Annotated in this window: 15 protein-coding genes, 1 tRNA gene and 2 rRNA genes; 16 read left to right on the forward strand and 2 right to left on the reverse strand. The window is 40.2% G+C overall.

The genetic code is table 11. From position 1 onward, the window contains the following. Nucleotides 1-318 precede the first annotated feature (318 nt). Nucleotides 319-3,253, forward strand: a 23S ribosomal RNA gene (locus VPAR_RS03040). A gap of 219 nt (nt 3,254-3,472) precedes the next feature. Beyond that, nucleotides 3,473-3,589, forward strand: a 5S ribosomal RNA gene (gene rrf, locus VPAR_RS03045). A gap of 514 nt (nt 3,590-4,103) precedes the next feature. Here the strand turns inward: rrf and VPAR_RS03050 are convergent. After that, nucleotides 4,104-4,313 (reverse strand): TOBE domain-containing protein, encoded by a 210-nt coding sequence (locus tag VPAR_RS03050; RefSeq protein WP_012864119.1) that lies wholly within the window; start codon nt 4,311-4,313, stop codon nt 4,104-4,106. 101 nt (nt 4,314-4,414) lie between these two features. Then, nucleotides 4,415-4,488: transfer RNA gene (locus VPAR_RS03055), tRNA-Gly, on the reverse strand. 136 nt (nt 4,489-4,624) lie between these two features. Here VPAR_RS03055 and VPAR_RS03060 point away from each other — a divergent pair. From VPAR_RS03060 to rsmI, 14 genes are all read left to right on the forward strand, one after another. Continuing rightward, nucleotides 4,625-5,950, forward strand: coding sequence for a PepSY-associated TM helix domain-containing protein (locus VPAR_RS03060; protein ID WP_012864120.1), 1,326 nt, complete (start codon nt 4,625-4,627; stop codon nt 5,948-5,950). A gap of 150 nt (nt 5,951-6,100) precedes the next feature. After that, entirely contained in the window at nt 6,101-7,273 is a 1,173-nt protein-coding gene (nhaA, locus tag VPAR_RS03065) for a Na+/H+ antiporter NhaA (protein WP_012864121.1), read from the forward strand. A 36-nt stretch (nt 7,274-7,309) separates the two neighbouring features. Further along, complete coding sequence (gene nhaA, locus VPAR_RS03070; RefSeq protein ID WP_012864122.1) at nt 7,310-8,482, forward strand: Na+/H+ antiporter NhaA; 1,173 nt, start codon at nt 7,310-7,312, stop codon at nt 8,480-8,482. 262 nt (nt 8,483-8,744) lie between these two features. Continuing rightward, nucleotides 8,745-9,353, forward strand: a complete 609-nt coding sequence (locus VPAR_RS03075; RefSeq protein WP_012864123.1) for a peptidoglycan-binding protein — start codon at nt 8,745-8,747, stop codon at nt 9,351-9,353. Between the two features lie 227 nt (nt 9,354-9,580). Continuing rightward, nucleotides 9,581-10,399: a pur operon repressor gene (gene purR, locus VPAR_RS03080; protein WP_012864124.1), complete on the forward strand. Its 819-nt coding sequence runs from the start codon at nt 9,581-9,583 to the stop codon at nt 10,397-10,399. A 141-nt stretch (nt 10,400-10,540) separates the two neighbouring features. After that, complete coding sequence (gene glmU / locus VPAR_RS03085) at nt 10,541-11,914, forward strand: bifunctional UDP-N-acetylglucosamine diphosphorylase/glucosamine-1-phosphate N-acetyltransferase GlmU (protein WP_012864125.1); 1,374 nt, start codon at nt 10,541-10,543, stop codon at nt 11,912-11,914. 127 nt (nt 11,915-12,041) lie between these two features. After that, a complete protein-coding gene (locus VPAR_RS03090; RefSeq protein WP_004693255.1) occupies nt 12,042-12,995 on the forward strand; it encodes a ribose-phosphate diphosphokinase in 954 nt (317 codons plus the stop codon). Nucleotides 12,996-13,005: 10 nt separating this feature from the next. Then, nucleotides 13,006-13,584 carry an aminoacyl-tRNA hydrolase gene (pth, locus tag VPAR_RS03095; RefSeq protein ID WP_012864126.1) on the forward strand — a complete coding sequence of 193 codons (579 nt, stop codon included), beginning with the start codon at nt 13,006-13,008 and terminating at the stop codon, nt 13,582-13,584. 57 nt (nt 13,585-13,641) lie between these two features. Next, nucleotides 13,642-15,123 (forward strand): aminotransferase class I/II-fold pyridoxal phosphate-dependent enzyme, encoded by a 1,482-nt coding sequence (locus VPAR_RS03100; protein WP_012864127.1) that lies wholly within the window; start codon nt 13,642-13,644, stop codon nt 15,121-15,123. A gap of 2 nt (nt 15,124-15,125) precedes the next feature. Next, on the forward strand, nt 15,126-15,812 hold the full coding sequence (locus tag VPAR_RS03105; protein ID WP_012864128.1) for a dTMP kinase: 687 nt from the start codon (nt 15,126-15,128) through the stop codon (nt 15,810-15,812). A gap of 75 nt (nt 15,813-15,887) precedes the next feature. Next, the gene (locus tag VPAR_RS03110) at nt 15,888-16,928 is read left to right on the forward strand and encodes a DNA polymerase III subunit (protein ID WP_012864129.1); all 1,041 of its coding nucleotides are present in this window, start codon (nt 15,888-15,890) and stop codon (nt 16,926-16,928) included. Beyond that, nucleotides 16,929-17,774, forward strand: coding sequence for a PSP1 domain-containing protein (locus VPAR_RS03115; RefSeq protein WP_012864130.1), 846 nt, complete (start codon nt 16,929-16,931; stop codon nt 17,772-17,774). Next, nucleotides 17,767-18,492, forward strand: coding sequence for a tRNA1(Val) (adenine(37)-N6)-methyltransferase (locus tag VPAR_RS03120; RefSeq protein WP_012864131.1), 726 nt, complete (start codon nt 17,767-17,769; stop codon nt 18,490-18,492). The genes VPAR_RS03115 and VPAR_RS03120 overlap by 8 nt, the downstream gene beginning before the upstream one ends. Next, entirely contained in the window at nt 18,482-19,330 is an 849-nt protein-coding gene (gene rsmI, locus VPAR_RS03125; protein WP_012864132.1) for a 16S rRNA (cytidine(1402)-2'-O)-methyltransferase, read from the forward strand. The genes VPAR_RS03120 and rsmI overlap by 11 nt, the downstream gene beginning before the upstream one ends. The last annotated feature ends 12 nt before the right edge of the window (nt 19,331-19,342 follow it).

A 19,342-nucleotide genomic window follows, 5' to 3' on the forward strand; every position in this document is an offset into this window, starting at 1 on the left:
TCTTTGAAAACTGCATAGAAGATAATTATATATATTTGTAAGGTCATCTCTTAGAATTTCTAAGTAGGTTGACCCGAGCACATAGGAAATAATTCTCTGACTTAATGGTGACGTACATGTAAAATGTACGGCTACAAAAAACGACAATGTATCTAATGCATGTCAATATTATCTCTCATGTATTCAATCATGAGATTTTCGTTAGCATTTGATGCATATCTAGGAGCCTGAGCGAGATGAAGCCGCCGCGTACTATTGTACGTAAGGCAAAATCGAGCGTGAGGCGACGACGATAGGCGCAAATGATAACGCAAAATAAGTAAAGATAATAAGGGCGTACGGTGGATGCCTTGGCGATATCAGCCGAAGAAGGACGCGGTAAGCTGCGATAAGCTACGGAGAGGTGCAAGCAACCTGTGACCCGTAGATATCCGAATGGGGGAACCCGGCAGTGGTTATGCACTGTCACCCATAGCATAGACTATGAGGAGGGCACCCGGGGAACTGAAACATCTAATTACCCGGAGGAACAGTAATCAAACGAGATTTTCTTAGTAGCGGCGAGCGAACGGGAAAGAGGCCAAACCGGAGCGGGCAACCGCACCGGGGTTGAGGACAGTCATCAAATGTAAATGAGGTAGAAGAATGGAGCTGGAAAGCTCAGCCGCAGAAGGTGAAAGCCCTGTAATCGAAACCTTGCATACATGGGACTGTATCCAGAGTACCACGAGACACGTGAAACCTTGTGGGAAGCAGGGGGGACCACCCTCCAAGCCAAAATACTGATATCGACCGATAGCGCATAGTACCGTGAGGGAAAGGTGAAAAGAACCCCTGGCGGGGAGTGAAAGAGAACCTGAAACCGTATGTCTACAAACAGTCGAAGTCTGTATATATATCAGGACGACGGCGTGCCTATTGAAGAATGAACCGACGAGTTACTGTTGCTAGCGAGGTTAAGTGGAAAACATGGAGCCGCAGCGAAAGCGAGTCTGAACAGGGCGTTCAGTTAGTAATAGTAGACCCGAAACCGTAGTGATCTATCCATGGCCAGGTTGAAGCACAGGTAAAATTGTGTGGAGGACCGAACTCGTGAGCGTTGAAAAGCTTTGGGATGAGTTGTGGATAGGGGTGAAATGCCAATCGAACACGGAGATAGCTGGTTCTCCCCGAAATAGCTTTAGGGCTAGCCTCGAGGTAGAGAGTATAGGCGGTAGAGCACTGATCGGGCTAGGGGCCATACCGGTTACCGAACCTAGTCAAACTACGAATGGCTATACTTATACTCGGGAGTCAGACAGTGAATGATAAGGTCCATTGTCAAGAGGGAAACAGCCCAGAACACCGACTAAGGTCCCTAATGTTACACTAAGTGGCGAAGGATGTGGAATTTCCAAAACAACCAGGATGTTGGCTTAGAAGCAGCCACCATTTAAAGAGTGCGTAATAGCTCACTGGTCGAGAGACTCTGCGCCGAAAATGTCCGGGGCTAAAGTGTAAAACCGAAGTCGTGTCATATGCAGCAATGTATATGGGTAGGGGAGCGTTCTCATCGGGCTGAAGCAGTACCGTAAGGAGTTGTGGACTGATGAGAAGTGAGAATGTCGGTATGAGTAGCGAAAAGAATGGTGAGAATCCATTCCACCGAAAGCCTAAGGGTTCCTGAGCAACGATCGTCGTCTCAGGGTAAGTCGGGACCTAAGCCGAGGCGGAAAAGCGTAGGCGATGGACAACAGGTTGAAATTCCTGTACCGGTGTGAATCGTTTGATCGATGGAGTGACACAGTAAGGTAGGTCAGCACGCGATTGGAAGAGCGTGTTTAAGCAGGTAGGTTGAGCTATAGGCAAATCCGTAGTTCTAAAAGCTGAGATGTGATGACGAGTGACTAGCAATAGTCGCGAAGTGATTGATCCTACACTGTCGAGAAAAGCTTCTAGGTAGAGACACATCGCCCGTACCAAAACCGACACAGGTAGGCGGGGAGAGAATCCTAAGGTGCGCGGGAAAACCCTCGTTAAGGAACTCGGCAAAATGCCTCCGTAACTTCGGGAAAAGGAGGACTCATGTAGTGTGAAGAGCAGCAACGCTTGGAGCATGAATGAGTGGCACAAGAGAGGCGCAAGCGACTGTTTACCACAAACACAGGTGCCTGCTAAAGCGAAAGCTGATGTATAGGTGCTGACACCTGCCCGGTGCTGGAAGGTTAAGAGGAGGGGTTAGACTTCGGTCGAAGCTCTGAATTGAAGCCCCAGTAAACGGCGGCCGTAACTATAACGGTCCTAAGGTAGCGAAATTCCTTGTCGGGTAAGTTCCGACCCGCACGAAAGGTGTAACGACTTGCGCACTGTCTCAACGAGGGACCCGGTGAAATTGAAGTACCTGTGAAGATGCAGGTTACCCGCGACTGGACAGAAAGACCCCATGGAGCTTTACTGCAACCTAAGATTGAACTTAGTTAATGAATGTACAGGATAGGTGGGAGACGTAGAACCTAGGACGCTAGTTTTAGGGGAGTCGCTGTTGGGATACCACCCTTTCATTAATTGATTTCTAACGGGCCGAGTAACGACCGGCCGGACAGTCTTAGGCGGGCAGTTTGACTGGGGCGGTCGCCTCCAAAAGAGTAACGGAGGCGCCCAAAGGTTCCCTCAGAGCGGACGGAAATCGCTCGAAGAGTGTAAAGGCAGAAGGGAGCTTGACTGCGAGACGGACAGGTCGAGCAGGGACGAAAGTCGGGCTTAGTGATCCGGTGGTGCCGAGTGGAAGGGCCATCGCTCAACGGATAAAAGCTACCCTGGGGATAACAGGCTAATCTCTCCCAAGAGTCCATATCGACGGGGAGGTTTGGCACCTCGATGTCGGCTCATCACATCCTGGGGCTGAAGTAGGTCCCAAGGGTTCGGCTGTTCGCCGATTAAAGTGGTACGTGAGCTGGGTTCAGAACGTCGTGAGACAGTTCGGTCCCTATCCATCGCGGGCGCAAGAAACTTGAAGGGGGCTGCTCCTAGTACGAGAGGACCGGAGTGGACGAACCGCTGGTGTACCAATTATCCTGCCAAGGGTACAGTTGGGTAGCTACGTTCGGGACGGATAAACGCTGAAAGCATCTAAGCGTGAAACCAGCCTTGAGATGAGGTTTCTCATAGCATAAGCTAGTAAGATCCCATGTAGACGACATGGTAGATAGGCCAGGTGTGGAAGAGCCGTGAGGTTTGGAGCTGACTGGTACTAATCGATCGAGGGCTTTACTTAAGCAGCGTAACCAACTTGAAGGAGCAACGCGACGCACAAGTTGCGTGGAGTCGCTTACGTCGAAACGTAAGATTTCACGATGTGAAATCCACAGGCTTCGACGCAATCCTCTAGACGTGTACTTTGAGTATGGGACGCAACATATAACAAAACATTAAGCAGAATGTGCAACAAATATATATACTTCTATGTGGTTTTCAGAGTACAAACTCTGACAGATTCAGTGGCGATGGCTATGAGGATCCACCTGTTCCCATCTCGAACACAGTAGTTAAGCTCATAAACGCCGAAAGTACTTGGCTGGAGACGGCCTGGGAGGATAGGAAGCTGCTGATTAACGAAAAGAAAAGGTCTACCGAATGGTAGGCCTTTTCTTTTTGCTAGTCTTCGACTAGCTAACCTTGCTAGAACCGTCTCCAGCCAAGGTTGTAGAAGTATCGTCTATGTGTATTTATCAATACAGACGGAGTGGGAAAAGTAGGGCAGTAGAAGATGGAGGAGTGAAACGACGACAGATTCACTGCATCACTTTCTTCCGAACGTAAGATTTACCGAGCTGCAAAGCAGTGAAGGGAAATCCACAGTGAGGATTGATAGGAAGTTGCGGCTATTGGTAGGACGCAAACTATATCTTTATGGTAACGCGGCACAACGTGCCAATGTTACCGAACCGTAAACTAGTTGAGTTGAATCAATTATATGGATATATAACTTCTTTTATATCAACTATATAAAAGCATATATAAAGCCATATAATCTAATTTAAAATAGTTTACAGAATTTATTTATACCCATTTAATACAAAATTAACTATATACAAAAAAAGAGCCGCCGAAGCGACTCTAAATTATTATTCTACACCAACCATTACGCTAGTGGATTTGATAACAGCGACAGCTTCTTTGCCAACTGCTAAGCCCAATTCTTTAACAGATTGAACTGTAATATCAGCAGTAACGATGTTATCATTACCTACATTGATTTTTACGATTGCGTTTACAGCGCCTTCTTGAATCTCAACGATAGTACCTTTTAATTGATTTCTTGCACTTAATTTCATGTTTAACTCCTTGTATTAAATATACAAACAAATATATGATTTTTATATTATTATACATAATAATAGCCGTGATATATAATATATCACAGTTGTTTTATATATGGAGCGGGCGAAGGGAATCGAACCCTCCTCTCAAGCTTGGGAAGCTCGCATTCTACCAATGAACTACGCCCGCATGATGTACATATTGTATCATACTATAATATATACATTCAAGTAGAGCTTGTTTATATACTCTATACCCATAGTGGTTGCTGTATTGTATTGATATAAGAATTGATGTATAAAATAATGAGAAAGGAGGCATATGTATGTCAAAAATTTATAAAATTCATAAATGGTTATCTATAGTTTCTGTGCTATTTTTCTTAATGTTCTGTATTACAGGTCTTGTCCTTATGTTCAGAACTGAATTAAATGCATGGGCTCAAGGAGGGTCACATCATTCCTCGTTATCAATGGCGATGAGCCAACAAGAAATGTCTATTTTTAATTATGCTGATGAAGGTGCCCTATTAGTGAAAGAAAAATATCCGTCTAAGGATATTTTAAATATTTCTCCAGCTATGGGGGCTACACATATTTTACGGTATCGTATTATTGATTCTTCCGCAACTGTAGCGCCTCCAGCGCGTATGGGGATGGGAGGGGATTATGCATTATATAATCCTGAAACAAAGGGGCTTATTACTACGCATCATGAAACGCCTACGCATCCTTGGGTTCGAAGTGTGTTACATACGCTTCATCAATTACATACTCGATTAGATCTTGGCAAAACAGGAATTTATATTGTAACGATTTTATCTTTTATATGTAGTTTATCTATTATTTCTGGTATTTTTTTATATGGTCCATTTCGTAAAAGCTTTGCAAAATCTACTGTATTGTCTAACTATATGAAATTAAGTACATTACATCGAGAATTTGCTATGGTTGCCACTGTATGGGGATTCATATTATGCATTACAGGTGTATGGGTAGGTGGATTTTTTATTGCTAATGACAGCTATAATGCAGATGTACTACACACTGCAAAGCAAGAACTTTCAGTTGGTCAATCTGACATTTTACAGCCATCTGAAGCTATCTCTCGAATTATGAAAGCATACCCAGATCGTCAGCTTATATCTATAGATTATCCATCTAAATTTAATAATCATCATTATGCATTTTATTTAGGTGCTGCAAATGATGATGATCCAGCTATGTTCTTGGGCCAACCAGTCTATGCTAATTTATATACTGATTCTACTAAGGATATGTATTCTACAAAAAATATCCCCTGGTATTTTACGGGCATGACTACAATGATTAATCTCCATATTCATAATCATAATACGATGGCTCTTAAAATATTATGGGCCATCTGGGATATTGTTCTTATTGTAGGCATTTTGACTGGTATTATTATGACTATTAAAAAGAAATTTGGCAGAGCTAGTGCTACAGAATCTAAAGTATCGGTTGAGATAAAACATGTTTGGCGTACACCAATCTGTTGTGGTACCTTAGTATTACTTGGATTTATTATGCCACTTTGGTCCAATCCAGTTACAAATACTATAGCAGGTATTTGTTTAACTATTCCTCTAGTAGTATTTTTTATTTCTTTAATTAGAGGATTTAATCATTAAGTTATTATATTCTTCATGTATCTAATCAGCCTGCCTCATCATTAGTTTATTGATTGATTTCGAACTAAAATGATATAATAATATATATCAACTAGGTTTTTTATGTATTAAACCTGTATTTATATTATGATTGATTAAGTGGTAGTTACTATGAATTATATAAAAGCATTTTTCCAATCAGAGTCTGCAGGTGGGATATCGCTCCTGTCCGCGGCTATTTTAGGTGTGCTCGTTGCTAATTCACCAATGGCTGATCAGTACTTTGCTACTATGCAAATACATCTTGGTCCTATGACCATATTAGAATGGGTAAATGACGCATTAATGGCGTTATTTTTCCTATATGTTGGTATAGAGATTAAGAAGGAAATGATTTCTGGCGAGCTAGATACTAAACAAAAACGAGTACTTCCTGTATTAGCTGCATTTGCGGGTGTTTTTACTCCAGCTATAGTATATTACTTTGCCGCTGGGTATATGCCAGAGTTTAGACATGGTTGGGGGATTCCAACTGCTACAGATATCGCATTTGCTATAGGCGTTATTACAATGCTTGGGAATATGGTATCTTCAGCGATGAAAGCCTTCTTAGCTGCTTTAGCTGTTATTGATGATTTAATTGCTATAGTGGTTATTGCTCTCTTTTATGGAGCAGGCGTCAATTTTATGGATTTAATAGCTGCAGCTGCGGTAACAGGTCTATTGGTATATACTAATAAGCAAGGCTATTTACGACCATTACCGTATTGTGTACTTGGTCTAGTTCTTTGGTATCTTGTTTTAAAATCCGGTGTTCATGCTACTATTGCTGGTGTTGTACTAGCCATGACGATTCCATTTAAAGGTAAAGTTTTGGATGGTAAAGTTTTGGATAAAGTAGTATATCCGATGGAGGAGTGGGCTCATGCTTTAAAAAATTGGGTAAACTTCTTTATTATTCCACTATTTAGTTTCTTGAATGCTGGTGTATCTTTTGCTGATTTCTCTATGGAAAACTTATTCCATCCAGTGATTATAGGTGTTTCATTAGGTTTAATTTTAGGTAAGCAATTAGGCATATTCTCTGCCGTATATATTTTAGTTGAATCTAAGGCGATTAAGATGCCTACAAATACAACGTGGCCTGAAATTTACGGTACCGCAATTCTGTGTGGTATTGGCTTTACTATGAGCCTCTTTGTTGCTACATTGGCTTTCCCGCCTGGTATAACTCAAGAAATGGCTAAGGTAGGTATTTTTATAGGATCTATCATGGCAGGTTTGCTAGGTGCGATTGTTCTAATTATTGCTTACCAAATACGCAAGATGCGTGGTAAAATTTAATAATATAATCTTTTTGAAAGTATAGAAAGGATTCAAATGGAACGCATTTTTGTCTTCTTACGTTCTCCAGGTGCAGCTACGTCTGTATTGCTAGGAGCAACAGTACTCGCTTTAATTTTAGCGAACTCTCCATCATCTGAACAATACTTCCATATCGTTAATCACCATATAGGAAATCTAACGATTTTAGAATGGGTTAATGATGCATTAATGGCAATCTTTTTCCTATTTGTAGGTCTAGAAGTTAAGCGAGAATTAGTAGCAGGTGAACTTAATACTAATGCTAAGCGTGTAATGCCTGGTATTGCTGCATTGTTTGGTGTTTTAACACCTGCTTTTATATACTACTTAATTGCAGGTTTTCATCCTGAATATATTCATGGTTGGGCGATACCGACTGCTACTGATATTGCATTTTCTATCGGTATCATATCTGCATTAGGATCTAGAGTGCCGAATTCGATGAAAGTATTCTTAACAGCCCTTGCCGTCATAGATGATTTAATGGCTATCATCGTAATTGCCATTTTTTATGCATCAAGTATCCAAATCATGTATTTAGGTATGGCTGCCGTAGTTGTAGGTGCATTAATCTACTGTAATAAGCAAGGTTATGTACGACCTCTACCATATATCATCCTTGGTTTTATCCTTTGGTATTGTGTATTAAAATCTGGTCTACATGCAACTATGGCTGGTGTAATCTTGGCTATGACAATTCCTTCAAAAGGTAAGCGCGGTCGTAAGTATGTTCGTCCGATGCAACATTGGGAACACTTATTATCTAACTGGGTTAGTTTCTTAATTGTGCCAATATTTGCCTTCTTCAATGCCGGCGTAGATTTACGTAACGTATCTATAAATGATTTGACGCATCCTGTAGTACTTGGGGTTGCATTAGGTCTTATTATAGGGAAACAATTAGGTATTTTTGGCGCTGTATTTGCAATGGTGAAATGTGGTCTTGTACCAATGCCAACGGAAGCTAATTGGAAGCATGTATATGGTACTGCTATTGTATGTGGTATTGGCTTTACAATGAGTATCTTCGTATCTATCTTGGCATTTGATCCAGGTCATGCTCAAGAAATGGCAAAAGGTGGAGTAATCCTTGGTTCATTAATTTCGGCAATATACGGCTATATCTTCTTAAGAATTGTTGGGGCAAATCGAAAAGAATGTCATATTGGTGTATATCATAACTGCTAAAATCAAATAAAATTCTTAAATCTCCATTGTTGACTGGTGAGGCTTTTAAACTTAGATAAACTAAGTGGAGTCTCTATCAAGATATGATGGAGATTTTTCATTGATATCTTATATTTATATGGTATATATGTAATACGTCTTTAAGATGAACATTGCTATTTAGCGCTTAATATATATGCATTTTTGATATTAATAGTACATCTATGGTTTATAGATTATTTAAACCTATATAGTATACTACTTAATGTAAGGTGAGGTATATATGATAAAAAAAATAATTATTGCATGTACGCTTGTTTGTATGATTGTAATGGTATCCTCTGTATCATTAGCAAAAACTATTGATCGGGGGCAACGAGGGCATCACGTTAGTAAGGTGCAAACCATGTTAAAGAATCAAGGTTTTTTACATGATTCTATAGATGGCATTTACGGTCATAATACAGAACAGGCCGTACGAAAATTTCAAAAGTCAAAGGGACTCGCTGTCGATGGGCGAGTTGGTCCTGCAACAATGAATGCTTTAGAAAAGATGGAGACTCGATATGGTGGTCATGGTACAGCATTAAGTCATGATGGTGTGCCGAATAAATACTCTCGAGTGTTAACTATGCAGGCTAGTGCTTATTCTGCTCAAGATCCTGGAAATGGAAATTATACGGCTACAGGTAGTCGCTTGAAGAAAGGAATTGTATCTGTAGATCCAAAATTAATTCCATTAGGTACGAGATTATACATTGAAGGATATGGTTATGCTGTAGCTGACGATGTAGGTGGTGCTATTAAAGGGCATCGCATTGATTTAGCTTTTGATTCTCGTGCAGAAGCATTGCAGTTTGGACGTCAATCTGTAAAGGTTTATATTTTATAATGATGACTCTCTAGCTTTATATAACTATATGATAGGTTTATAGACTAAAATCATATTCTTGTATAAAATGCTAGAGAGTTTTTCTTTTACCGAATTATAATGTATTCAAAACCTCGAATATTCGGAGATTATGGTATAATAAATAATAGATATATTAAGTGATGACTCATGATTTTGAAGTGATGAGTGTAATCAATAGTTATAATATGAATGGTAAAGGAAAATCTATGGATAAAGTACGGCGTGTAGAACGAATGGTGGCAATGACGAAACTGTTAGTTGATTCACCGCAAAAATTGATTCCTTTAAATTACTTTTGCGACTTTTTTGGCATGGCTAAATCAACGGTTAGTGAAGATTTAACATGTGTAAGGCAGTCTATGGAACACTTTCAACTGGGGACCTTAGAAACGGTGGCCGGTGTAGCTGGTGGGGTACGATTTATTCCGCATCGCAAGGGCGCACAAGCGAACGATATTCTACGCGATGTGCAAGCTCGTTTAATGGAGCCAGATCGCATCATTCCAGGTGGTTTTATTTATATGTCTGATATCTTATATGATTGGCACGTAATGACACGTCTGGGTGAGATTATTATGACTCGTTTCGTGGACCGTGAACCAGACTATATTTTGACTGTAGAAACAAAGGGGATTCCTTTGGCTGTAATGGTAGCGAGAGCTTTCAATAAACCACTTGTTATTGCTAGACGTGATAGTAAGGTAACAGAAGGTTCTGCTATTAGTATCAATTATGTAACAGGTTCCTCTGGGCGCATTCAAACTATGACTCTAACTAAACGGGCAATTCCTCCAAATGCGAAAGTGTTAATTATCGATGATTTTATGAAAGCTGGCGGTACCGCTAAGGGGCTTAAAGAATTAGTTCTTGAAATGAGTGGGGTCGTTGTTGGCACAGGTGTTCTTGTAGCTACAGCTGAACCAAGTCCGAAGTTGATCGATGATTATGAATCACTATTTACTTTTTATGGTATCGATGAAAATACAAAGAAAATTAGTATAGAGCCTGTGTTAGATACAGAGTAAATCATTAATATTAGGAAGATTATAGGCTGATATAATGGTTTATATTGAGTATTGACCTATGGGCTAAATAATGACGTAAATAATAATATTTAAAATGGTTTAGAGATATAAGAGATAACAGATAACAGATAGGAGATTACTATGAATATTGCAAGCCTTATTTTAGCTGCTGGTAAGGGCACGCGTATGAAGTCTAAGTTACCAAAAGTATTGCACAAGGTTGGCGGTAAGGCGATGGTAGAAAGCGTTCTTGAAACGGTTCAATCCATTGGTACAAATCGCGATGTTGTTATCGTTGGATTTGGCGGCGATGCAGTACAAAATTACTTGGGGGAGCGCGCTGAATTTGTTCGTCAAGAAGAACAAAATGGTACAGGTCATGCAGTTAAGATGGCTCAACCAGTACTTGGTGATTATGATGGTACAATCTTATTGTTATGCGGTGATACTCCTCTAGTTACAAAAGAAAGCTTAGAAGCACTTTTAGAAGAACATAAAAATTCTGGTGCAGCAGCTACAATTTTAACTGCTCATATGCCCGATCCAACTGGTTATGGACGTATCATTCGCAATGAAGCGGGTTCTGTAGTTCGTATCGTAGAACAGAAAGATGGTAAACCTGAAGAATTAGCGGTTCAAGAAGTAAATACAGGTATGTACGCTTTTGATAGTAAAAAATTATGGCCTTGCTTAGATCAATTATCTGATGATAATGCCCAAGGTGAATTGTATATTACTGATGTAGTTGGTATTCTCGTAAATGGTGGCGACAAGGTAAGTGCATACATGACTAAGGATTTTGAAGAATCTTTAGGTGTAAACTCACGTTTGCAATTAGCAGAGGCTGAAGCTATATTAAAACATCGTAAAAATGTTGAGTTAATGACTGCAGGGGTAACAATTATTGACCCAGATAACACTTATGTAGCTCCAGAGGTAACCGTAGGAGCGGATACCATTTTACATCCTGGTACAATCCTTGAAGGTGACACCGTGATTGGTGAACGTTGTGAAATTGGACCACATACTCGTTTGACGAATGTAAAAGTTGGTAATGATACGATTATTCACTTCACATATGGTCATGACTGTGAAGTAAAAGACGGTGTAGATGTAGGTCCATATGTCCATTTGCGTCCAAATACAGTTTTAGGTAACAAGGTTCATGTAGGTAACTTTGTAGAAGTTAAAAACTCTAATGTTGGGGAAGGTACTAAGTTCCCACATCTCTCCTATATCGGCGACAGTGATGTAGGGGCTGGTGTTAATATTGGCTGTGGCACTATTACCGTAAATTATGATGGGAAAGTTAAGCATCGTACGACTATTGGTGATGGCGCATTTGTTGGTTGTAATAGTAACTTAGTTGCTCCCGTAACAATAGGTAATTATAGCTATGTAGGTGCGGGCTCTACTATTACTAAAAACGTACCAGATAAGGCCTTGGCTGTAGGTCGCAGTAAGCAGATTGTGAAAGAAAATTGGGTAACAGAGGATACTTTCAAAAAGAAATAAAAAAAATCTCATATTTTTTAACACAATTAGGTCAAAATAGTATACAATAAAAAGGCAATAGTGTGTATCTGTAATGTATAGATTATGGATAAGTAACCAGTATAGGAGCAAATGAAAGGGTAACAAAATGGCATTTGAAGACGGCAAAAAACTCAAGATTTTCACAGGTAATGCAAATCCTGCATTGGCAAAGGAAATTTGTGATTATTTAGGGTTGCCTTTAGGTGAAGCATTTGTAGGTCGTTTTAATAATGGCGAAGTGCAAATAATGATTGATGAAAGCGTACGTGGCAAAGATGTATTTATCATTCAACCAACTAGCTATCCTGTAAATGATAATTTAATGGAACTCATGGTTATGGCTGACGCATTAAAACGCGCTTCTGCACGTCATATCACTGCAGTAGTTCCTTACTATGGCTATGCTCGCCAAGACCGTAAGACTCGCGGTCGTGAGCCCATTACAGCTAAGTTAGTAGCTAATTTGATGCAAACGGCAGGTATTACACGTCTTGTAACAATTGATTTGCATGCAGGCCAAATTCAAGGTTTCTTTGATGTGCCTGTAGATCATTTGTTCGGCGCATCTATTTTAGCTAAATATATCAATGAAAAAAATATGGAAGATGTTATCGTTGTATCTCCTGACCTTGGAGGTGTTACAAGAGCTCGTGATTTGGCTGACCGCATTGGTGCACCGATTGCAATCATTGAGAAAAAACGCCCTGAACCAGGTGTGGCTAAAGTTATGAATCTCATTGGTGATGTGGCAGGTAAAAACTGTATTATTATCGATGATATCGTAGATACGGCTGGATCCTTGGTTGAAGGTGCTAAAGCATTAGAAGAATTCGGTGCTAAATCCGTTACCGCCGCTGTTACACATGCAGTGTTGACAGATCCGGCAAGTGAACGAATTGCAAATTCCAATATTAAGGAACTTATCGTTACTAATACTATTCCATTGCCGGAAAATTGCAACTTACCAAATATTACGCAATTATCCGTAGCTCCATTGTTGGGTGAAGCAATTATGCGTATCTTCCATGAAGTGTCTGTAAGTAATTTATTTGATAAATAATAGGTGATTTTTGAAATTAGTAGTAGGCCTCGGTAACCCCGGCAAGCAATACGAAAAGACAAAACATAATATTGGATTTATGGTTATTGATGCCATTGCCGATAGTGCCCCTCACACGCCTTGGAGAGAGGAGCAACGTGCTGAGGTATGCAGTATTACCGTAGATGGTGAAAAAGTATTGCTTGTAAAGCCGCAAACATTTATGAATCTAAGTGGTGAGTCTGTAGGACCGTTAATGCGGTACTACAAAATTGATCCATCTGATGTGTATTGTATCTATGATGACATGGATTTACCTATAGGTAAGTTGCGTATTCGACCAAATGGTAGTTCGGGTGGACATAATGGGATTAAATCCTTAATTTCCCATATAGGAACAGAAAATTTTCCTCGATTCCGCGTGGGAATTGGACGTCCGTTACCACAATGGACTGTCATTGATCACGTTTTAGCACCATTTAGTGAAGAGTCGCAAGAGAAGGTACAAAAAGGTATTAAGGATACGGTAAAAGCCGTATTAGGCACCCTAGAGGTAGGCATTGATAAAGGCATGAATCAATTCAATCCTAAACGTCGTCCACAGCGATAAATACATGCATAAGGGCATGAGTCTCATTGAGATTCATGCCCTTTTTACGAGGTACATATGAGTAATCAAGAAAAAATGCCTTTTGTAGAGGCTTTAGAATCATATAAAGAACAACATTTCGTGCCCTTTCATACGCCAGGTCATAAGATAGGCGTTGAAGCACCTCAACTATTAAAGAATTGGATGGGGCCAGCGTTACCCTATGACTTAGGTGTTATGTATGCTTTAGATGATTTACATGAACCTGAACGGGAATTAAAAGAAGCGCAAGATTTAACGGCTGAACTATATGGTGCTGAGTACTGTTGGTTTTCAATTAATGGCACTACAGCTTTGATTGAAGCCATGATCATGGGCACTGTAGGCCCTGATGAAACCATTATCATTCCTCGTGAGGCACATCGATCTGTCATTAGTGGTCTTGTCTTATCTGGGGCCAAACCAGTATATATGGACTGTAATTTTGATGAACGCTGGGGTATTCCCCTAGGTGTATCCCTAGTAAATGCAATCAAAACAATGGAGGCACATCCTGAGGCAAAGGCAATTCTTTTGGTATATCCAAACTATTATGGCATAGGGGTAGATATTGTTAATATTGTAAAAGAAGCTCATAAGCGGGGACTTATTGTACTTGTTGATGAAGCTCATGGTCCTCATTTGCCGTTCTCTGAAAGTTTACCTATAGAAGCTATAGAGGCTGGAGCAGATTTGGTGGCTCAAAGCACACATAAATCTGTTGGCTCTTTGACACAAACATCTTGGCTATTAGGGCAAGGTAAAAAAATTGATAAGCGGCGTATTACGCAAATGCATCAAATGCTACAAAGTACGAGTCCAAACTATATTTTCCTTGCTTCCTTAGATATGGCGCGCCATCAATTAGCCACAGCAGGTAATGATTTAGTAAGTCGTGCAGTAGAGTTGAGTGTGTACTTACGTGAGGAACTCAATAAAATTTCTGGTATTGCTACTATGGAATACACAGATATTCAAGAGCGGGTAATAAATTATGATTGTACTAAGGTGCTGATTGATGCTAAAGAATTAGGGCTCACAGGTGTTGCTTTTGAACGGATGTTACGAGAACATCATATTGAGGTGGAGTTAGTACAAGCTCATCATGTGCTAGTGCTCATTACCATAGGTGATACAAAAGAGTCTGTAACTGCTCTTATTAAGGCTGTACAAGCTGTAAGTGAAAAGGTTTTACGTACATTTAAAGAATTTAATAATACAGAGGAAGAGCAATTGCAAGACATTAGTAAAGATTCTGCGCTGCTGCCAGCGCCTATTGTGCGCGTAACCCCTCGTAATGCTATGTATGCAAATCGTGAGCAAGTACCTTTAAAAGAAGCACTTCATCGCATTGCAGGGGAGACCATTGCTTATTATCCACCAGGTATTCCATGTGTAGCAGTAGGTGAAGAGATTAGTGACTCTGTGTTACAATATATAGAGAATCGCAAGGCTCTAGGTTATGTACCGAATGGGGCTGATGATATGACATTGGAAACAATTTGGGTGTTACAGGAGTAATTATGGGGACTTTGATTATATTAGAAGGCGGAGACGGCAGCGGCAAGGCTACACAAACTAAACTCTTAGTAGAGCGCTTGACCAAAGAAGGGCATGCCGTTAAGTCTGTGAGCTTTCCAAACTATGATAGCGGCGCCGCTATGCCTATTAAAATGTATTTAGCCGGTGAATTTGGTAAAGATGTACATGATGTAAATCCTTATGTGGCAAGCTCCATGTACGCCATCGATCGATTTGCTTCCTTTAGAACTGATTGGGAACAGTTTTATAAAAATGGTGGCATCATCATTGCAGATCGTTACACCACATCAAACATGGTACACCAAATGGTAAAATATGACGATTCGAAAGAACGGACTGCATTTTTAGATTGGCTTGAAGATTTTGAGTTCCAAAAATTTGGCTTGCCTAAACCTGATGCGGTATGCCTTTTGGATATGCCTCTTGAAGTGAGCGAAGCCCTTATGGCTGAGCGTACTGGTAAAACTGGGGGCAATACTGGTGATATTCACGAAGGGAATCATACATATTTAGTAGCCGTTCACGATGCGTATGAAGAATTAGTAAAGCGTTATCAATGGCACCGCATACCTTGTGTGGATAAAGCTAAGTCTAGTCAGTATACGTTGCGTACTATTGAAGAAATTCATAATGATGTATATAGTGTAGTAGAAAATCTACTACCTTAGAAAAAGGCGACTCTTTTAAAAGTCGCCTTTTTCCTATATAATATTAATATTGAGCATGTATTGATAGGAGGCGCTATGACATATTTTGATTCTATAATTGGTCAAGATTCGATTAAGGCACACCTATCTGAACTTGTAAGTCGTAATGCATTACCTCATAGTCTCTTGTTTTATGGCGAATCTGGTCTTGGCAAGCTAGATATGGCCATAGGCCTAACGTCTTTATTACTAGGACGTCAAGTATTCTCTCAACCTAAGGGGGAATCTTATTTAGCAGAGGTTAAGGAAGCCCGTTTAGCAAATGGGGATACGGAAAAACGTATCGAAGCCGAAGGATTACCTATCTATATGGATAAGGGTGATGCCTTTTGGATTCGCCCTATGAAAACAACCTTAAAGGTAGAGCAGTGGTATTCATTATTACAAGATCATCTGTCTGTGGCGGGCAATGGGAACCGCGTTGTCATTGTGGAGGACTTTCACACAGCCAATGCAGTTATGGCAAATGCTATGCTAAAAACCATTGAAGAGCCACCTGAACAGGTGTACTTCATCATTATTACGAACAAGATTAACACCGTATTGCCTACCATCATTTCTAGATGTATGGGAGTTGGTTTTAACAGTGTTGATGTAGATACGATTCGCACCGTTCTTGTAGCGCGTGGAATTACCGGTGATATAGAACAGGCTTTATTAGCTGGTCATGGTAATCCACAATTGGTGGAAAAACTGGCGACACAAGGTCGCATTGAAATGCTAGAGTTAGCCGTTAAGGTGATGGACATATTAGCTTTTGAAACACGATGGTTTTCTATGATTTCCTTAGCTTGTGAAAGCTTATCTCGTGAAAATCTAACGGAATTGATGCACTGGTTACGCCTTATAAGTAGAGATATGATGGCTCTTAAAATGGGGGCTCAAGACACGCAATTACAAGTGCCTATGTACAAGACTCAATTATTACGATTATTACCGCGCTGGTCCATGCAAGTATTGTCAGAGGTTATTACCGAAACATTGCAAGCAGAACGGGCTTTGCGCTTACATATAAAAACCGCTCTCGTGGTGGACGGTCTCTGTATCGCCCTTCATGATGCTCGGGAGGAGGATTAAATGCTAACCATAGTTGGCGTACGCTTTAAAAAGGCGGGAAAGATTTATTATTTTCAGCCTGAACAATTAGAACTATCCGTTGGGGATGGAGTTATCGTTGAAACAGCTCGTGGTGTAGAATACGGCACGGTTGTGATTGGACCGAAAGAGGTTTTCGAAGATTCTGTTGTTGCCCCTGTTAAACCTGTTATTAGACAGGCAACATCCAAAGATTTAAAACAAATCGAGAAGAATAAAGAGCGCGAAGAAAAAGCCTTTGAAATTTGTCTCGAAAAAATTGAAAAACGCAAGTTACCGATGAAACTCATCAATGTGGAATATACATTCGATATGAATAAGATTATATTCTTCTTTACTGCGGATGGTCGTATCGATTTCCGTGAGCTTGTTAAAGATTTGGCAACTATATTTAGAACACGCATCGAGTTACGCCAAGTGGGTGTCCGTGATGAGGCTAAAGTACTAAATGGTATTGGTGCTTGTGGTCGATCTTTGTGTTGTTCAAATTTCTTAGGTGACTTTACGCCTGTATCGATTCGCATGGCAAAGGATCAAAATTTGAGTTTAAATCCTACGAAAATTTCTGGTGTATGTGGTCGATTGATGTGTTGTCTTAACTACGAAGATGATTTATATAAAAAAGGTGGCGATCTTTATGTAAAAAAGGAACGTCCACAAGTTCCACAAGAGGTAGCTCCTCCAGGTATTGGAAAGGATGTTGTTACTGACGAAGGTGTTGGTAAAGTTTTAAAGGTAAATCATCACAAACATACTGTAAAGGTACAGCTTGAAGCGGGTCGTACTATCGATTTAAAATGGTCCGAGGTGGCATTGCCTGATGAATGATCAAGAACGACTTGATGATTTAATTATCGATGGCTTACAGATTTACCAGCGTTCTGATATGTTTCGCTTTTCATTTGATGCTATAGCACTCATTCATTTTTGTCGTTTTAATGGTCGTCATAGCTATGTTGATCTTGGAACTGGGACAGGGGTTATGCCGCTTATAGGTACGTCATTAGGGGCAGGTCATATTACAGGTATAGAAATTAATGAAACTCTCGTTGAGTTGGCTAAGCGTAGCGTAGAACATAATCGTAAACAAGATGTGGTAAATATGTTATGTGGTGATTATCGGCATATGACATATCGCGATATACAAGATAAGCCTTTTGATGGTGTTATTGTTAATCCCCCTTTTTATGATTGTGAAAGCGGTGCAAAGCCTACATCTGAAGAGCGTAATTTAGCACTTCATGATGGACATACAACTTTATGTGATGTTCTGAAAGCGGTACAGTCCTTTATTAAATGTAAAGGTCGCTTGTGGATGATTTATAGTGCTAGTCGGTTGCAATATGTATTACATGAACTAGAAAGGTTTAACTTTCAAGCAAAACGAATTCGGTTTGTTTATGGTATGCTAGATAAACCAGCAAAATTAGTTTTGATAGAGTCTATTTTTCAAGGTCAGGCAGGTCTTGTACTTGAGCCACCACTCATCGTTTACAAAAAAACGAATGTGTACACGAAGGAGGTGTCCTCTTGGTATGAACGATAATGAATGGGGCACCTTATATTTGGTGCCTACACCGATTGGTAATTTAGAAGATATGACGTATCGATCTGTTCGTATTTTGGGTGAGGTAGATGCTATCGCGGCTGAGGATACGCGTCATACGGGCATATTGTTAAAACATTTTGATATTAAAAAGCCTTTGATTTCTTATCATGAACATAATAAGGAGGAGAAGGGGGCCTATATTATAGGTCTCTTATTAGAAGGACAGTCGGTAGCTTGTGTCAGTGATGCAGGCATGCCTGCTATTTCTGATCCAGGGGCAGACCTTGTAACAAAGGCTATTGAAGAAGGCATAACTGTAGTACCTTTGCCAGGTGCTAATGCAGCGTTAACAGCGCTTATTGCATCAGGTTTAGATACTAAATCCTTTACCTTTGCAGGGTTCTTACCTAAACGGGGTAAACATCGGGTTGAAGAATTACAACGACTTTCACAAGTGATGGGAACCTTGCTGTTTTATGAAGCACCACATCGATTGCAAGAGGTGTTACAAGATATGTATGAAGCCTTTGGCAATCGTTCCATTGTGGTGGCAAGGGAATTGACGAAGAAGTTTGAAACCTTTGTACGCACGGATCTGGAAAGCCTTGTAAAGGATTTAGAACAGCTCACCTATAAAGGTGAATTCGTCCTCATCGTAAGCGGTGCTGACACAGTGGAGTCCGATACTAGTGGAGTGTTGGATGAACCAGTATCTTATGAAGATGCTGTGCAAGCCCTTGTAGATACTGGGGTACCTAAAAAAGAAGCTATTCGCCAGGTGGCAAAGCGTTTTAACGTTTCCCGCCGGGATGTATATAATATTGTAGAACGTTAAACCTTCCCATTC

The sequence above is a fragment of the Veillonella parvula DSM 2008 genome (assembly GCF_000024945.1).
GTDB lineage: Bacteria > Bacillota > Negativicutes > Veillonellales > Veillonellaceae > Veillonella > Veillonella parvula.